Genomic DNA, 4037 nt, shown 5'->3' on the forward strand with positions numbered 1-4037 from the left:
TCGTCCGACCCGAAGCCCACAAATGCTCCAACACCTGCCGATGCCCGAACGTCAACACACCCGGCCTCGCCACCAGCACCCCCAGCCCAACCAAGATCAGTTGCACTGAAGCCTAGAAACCACCGCCCTTCAGGTGACGCAAACCTCTTGATCACCAGCGAGCGCCAGCGAGGCCGGCGGGTGCGCCCGGGCTCGGGGCGGCGGGTACGGAGTGCGGTGGGTGGTCAGGCGGTGGTCAGGGCAGGGGAGTCGGTGGTCTCGGGGTCGGCGGTCGGTGCCGCCGGGGACTCCAGCTGTCGGGCACGGCGGCGCTCGGCCACCACGTCCCGGATGCGCCGCTGCATCTGCCGGCGGATCCGGATCCGCTCGTTGTTGTTGATCACGCTTGCTCCTCCCCCGAAGGCGCGTGGCCGGGGCATACCCGGTATGCGAATAGTAAGACGTACGGGCGACAGAATTAGTTGCCCAAGATCGCGAGCTTTTTCTCCGGCTCGCCTGGCACCGCACCCGGCCGGTGCCGCTCCACTACGGTTGCTCCCATGAGCCAGAGCAACGGGCGGCAGCCGGGCCGCGATCCGGAGCGGCACCGGGGCGCGGTCACGCTGCGCCGCGGCGCGATCCCGACCAGCACCGCCGACCAGCGGCTGCTCGACTCCCGGGGCCGGGGCGACTGGAAGACCAAGGACGCCTGGCGCGCGCTGCGGATCCTCTCCGAGTTCGTGGAGGGCTTCGACACCCTGGCCGACCTGCCGCCCGCCGTCAGCGTCTTCGGCTCCGCCCGCAGCACCCTGGACAGCCCCGAGTACGGGCTGGCCCGGGAGCTCGGGGCCGCCCTGGCCCGGGCCGGCTACGCCGTGATCACCGGCGGCGGGCCGGGTGTGATGGAGGCGGCCAACCGGGGGGCCAGCGACGCCGGTGGACTCTCCGTCGGGCTCGGCATCGAACTCCCCTTCGAGCAGGGGCTCAACGACTGGGTCGACCTGGCCATCGACTTCCGGTACTTCTTCGCCCGCAAGACCATGTTCGTCAAGTACGCCCAGGCGTTCGTGGTGCTGCCCGGCGGCTTCGGCACCATGGACGAGCTCTTCGAGGCGCTCACCCTGGTGCAGACCGGCAAGGTCACCCGGTTCCCGGTGGTGCTGATGGGCAGCGCGTACTGGCGGGGGCTGCTGGACTGGCTGCGGGACAGCATGGCCGCCGAGGGCAAGATCGGGCCGGTCGACCTGGACCTGATCTGCCTCACCGACGACGTGGACGCCGCCGTCCGGCACATCGTCGAGGCGGAGGCCGCCCTCTCCGTCGAGCAGGAGGCCGTACGCGAGGAGGCCGTCGCGCGGACCGCCGCCGACCAGCAGGCCGCCGCGGACAGCGCGGGCAACCGCGCACAGGGCGGCGGGCCGGCCGGCCCGACCGGGTCGGGCGCGGGCCGGAAGGGCTGAGCCGTGGCGGCGATCTGCGTCTTCTGCGCCTCCTCCCGTACCCTCGACCGGCGCTGGCTGGAGTTGGCGGCCGAGACGGGTGCGGAGCTCGCCCGGCGCGGACACACCCTGGTCAGCGGCGGTGGCTGCGTCGGGATGATGGGTGCCCTGGCCGACGGCGCGCGGGCGGCCGGCGGGCGCACCGTCGGGGTGATCCCGCAGGCGCTGGTCGACCTGGAGGTCGCCGACCTGGCCTCCGACGAGCTGCTGGTCACCGACGGCATGGCCAGCCGCAAGACGCTGATGGTCGACAAGTCGGACGCCTTCCTCACCCTGCCGGGCGGACTGGGCACCCTGGACGAGCTCTTCGAGGTCTGGACCACCGCCACGCTGGCCCTGCACGCCAAGCCGATGGTGCTGGTCGACATCGACGGCTTCTATCGCCCGCTGCTGGACTGGCTCGCCACCCTCGCCGACCAGACCTTCCTCAAACCCGCCGGCCTCGACCTCCTCCTGGTCGCCGACACCGTCCCCGCCGCCCTCGACCTCCTCGAATCCCACCTCACCTGACCCCGGGTCGGCCCGTTGATCATGAAGTTGTTGCCCTCGATGCCGGCGTGTCGTGGCGACAACTTCATGATCGACGGATGTCCGGCGGGGTGGGGGCGGGGTGGGTGTCGTATGGGCGTGGTGGGATGTGGGGGTGCAGGGGTACCGGCTGGTGCGCCGGCCTGCCGGACCGGGCCCGGGGGAGGGGCGGTCCGTCGCGGCGGTTCGGGGGGACCATGCAGGCGGCGGAGCGACCCAGGGACACGGCCGGGCGGGCGCGGGCGTCGAGGGGGAGCCGCGGTCCGAGGGGTCGGCGGTCGATGGCGCGCAGCCCGGTGCCCGGCTGACCGACCCGCTCCAGGCGGAGATCGTCGGCCACACCGACGGGCCGATGCTGGTCGTCGGCGGCCCGGGCACCGGTAAGACCAGCACCCTGGTCGAGGCGGTCGCCGCCCGGGTGGCCGAGGGGGTCGACCCCGAGCGGATCCTGGTGCTCACCTTCGCCCGGCGGCAGGCCACCGACCTGCGCCACCGGATCGAGGCGCGGATCGCCGGGGCCGGCCACCTCCCGGAGAACGGGCGGGCGGGGAGCAGCACCGCGACCCGGCCCGCCCGGGTGGTCCGCGAGCCGCTGGTGCGCACCTTCCCCGCGTACGCCTTCGGGCTGCTCCGCCGCGCCGCCGCCGAGCGGGGCGAGCCGTCCCCCCGGCTGCTCACCGGTCCCGAGCAGGATCTGATCATCCGTGAGCTGCTCGACGTGGTGGGCGAGGAGCCCGGCGACGACCCGGTCGGCTGGCCGGAGGACCTGCGCCCCGCGCTGCGTACCCGGGCCTTCGCCGGCCAGCTGCGCGACCTGCTGATGCGGGCCGCCGAGCGTGGCGTCGGGCCGGTGGAGCTGGCCCGGCTCGGCGAGAAGCTCGGCCGCGCCGACTGGCCGGCCGCCGCCCGCTTCCTCCGCGAGTATGTCGCCGTGCTCGCCCTGCGCGACGTCGCCAACCGCGGCTCGATCGCGTACGACCCGGCGGAGCTGGTCCGCGCCGCCACCGGGATGCTGCTGGACGACCCCGAGCTGCTGGCGGCCGAGCGGCGCCGGCTGGCCTACGTCTACGTCGACGAGCTGGCCGACACCGACCCCGCCCAGCAGGAGCTGCTCGCCGTCATCGCCGGCGGCGGCAAGCCCCTAGTCGCCTTCGCCGACCCGGATTCCTCGACGTACGCCTTCCGGGGCGCCGACCCGGCCGTGGTGCACGCCTTCCCGCACCGGTTCCGGACGGCCTCCGGCGCGCCGGCCGCGCAGGTGCTGCTGACCACGTCGTACCGGGCCGGGGCGGGGCTGCTCGCCGCCACCGGGCGGTTGGCCCGGCGGCTGCGCGGCCCGGCCGCGCACCGGGCCCTGCACCCGCTGCCCGGCGCGGCGGCCGGCACGGTGCAGGTGCGCACGTTCCGCTCCGGCACCAGCGAGTCGGCCTGGCTCGCGCACGCGCTGCGGTCGGCGCACCTGCTCGACGGGGTGCCCTGGTCGCGGATGGCGGTGCTGGTCCGCTCGACCAACCTGCACCTGCCCTCGCTGCGCCGCGCCCTGCACACCGCCGGGGTGCCGACCGTGGTGCACGGCGAGGACCTGCCGCTGCACCTGCAACCCGCGGTGGCGCCGCTGCTGCTCCTGCTGCGCTGCGCGCTGGAGCCGGACCGGCTGGACGAGGAGACCGCCGTCGCCCTGCTCCACTCGCCGCTGGGCGGCGCCGACCCGCTCGCGGAGCGACGGCTGCGCCAGGGGCTGCGGGCGCTCGCACTGGCCGTCGGCGACCGCCGCCCCTCCGGCGAGCTGATCGTCGAGGCGCTGCGCGACCCGGCGGAGCTGGCCGCGATCGACCGGCGCTGGGTCGAGCCGGCCCGGACGGTGGCCGAGCTGCTCGCCACCGCGCGGACGGCGGCGGCCACCCCCGGTGCCACCGCCGAGGACGTGCTCTGGGCGGTGTGGCGGGCCAGCGGCCTCGCCGAGCGCTGGGCCGGGGCGATCAACCGGGGCCGGGCCGCCACCGGTGAGCACGAGACCGCCCAGCGCTGGCG

The 4037-nt window shown here is 75.1% G+C and carries 4 protein-coding genes; 3 read left to right on the plus strand and 1 reads right to left on the minus strand.

Going from position 1 to position 4037, the window contains the following annotated elements:
• Positions 1–224: 224 nt before the first annotated feature.
• On the minus strand, positions 225–383 hold the full coding sequence (locus tag KBX37_RS33420; RefSeq protein WP_172894209.1) for a hypothetical protein: 159 nt from the start codon (positions 381–383) through the stop codon (positions 225–227).
• A 156-nt stretch (positions 384–539) separates the two neighbouring features.
• On the opposite strand from KBX37_RS33420, the gene KBX37_RS33425 reads away from it, so the two are divergent.
• From KBX37_RS33425 to KBX37_RS33435, 3 genes are all read left to right on the plus strand, one after another.
• The gene (locus tag KBX37_RS33425; protein WP_210779815.1) at positions 540–1439 is read left to right on the plus strand and encodes a TIGR00730 family Rossman fold protein; all 900 of its coding nucleotides are present in this window, start codon (positions 540–542) and stop codon (positions 1437–1439) included.
• 3 nt (positions 1440–1442) lie between these two features.
• The gene (locus KBX37_RS33430; RefSeq protein WP_210779816.1) at positions 1443–1988 is read left to right on the plus strand and encodes a TIGR00730 family Rossman fold protein; all 546 of its coding nucleotides are present in this window, start codon (positions 1443–1445) and stop codon (positions 1986–1988) included.
• A 133-nt stretch (positions 1989–2121) separates the two neighbouring features.
• The coding region (locus tag KBX37_RS33435) for an ATP-dependent helicase (protein WP_374103943.1) at positions 2122–4037 on the plus strand (1916 nt) is incomplete at its 3' end.

The organism is Micromonospora sp. U56, from assembly GCF_018070095.1.
Taxonomy (GTDB): domain Bacteria; phylum Actinomycetota; class Actinomycetes; order Mycobacteriales; family Micromonosporaceae; genus Micromonospora; species Micromonospora purpureochromogenes.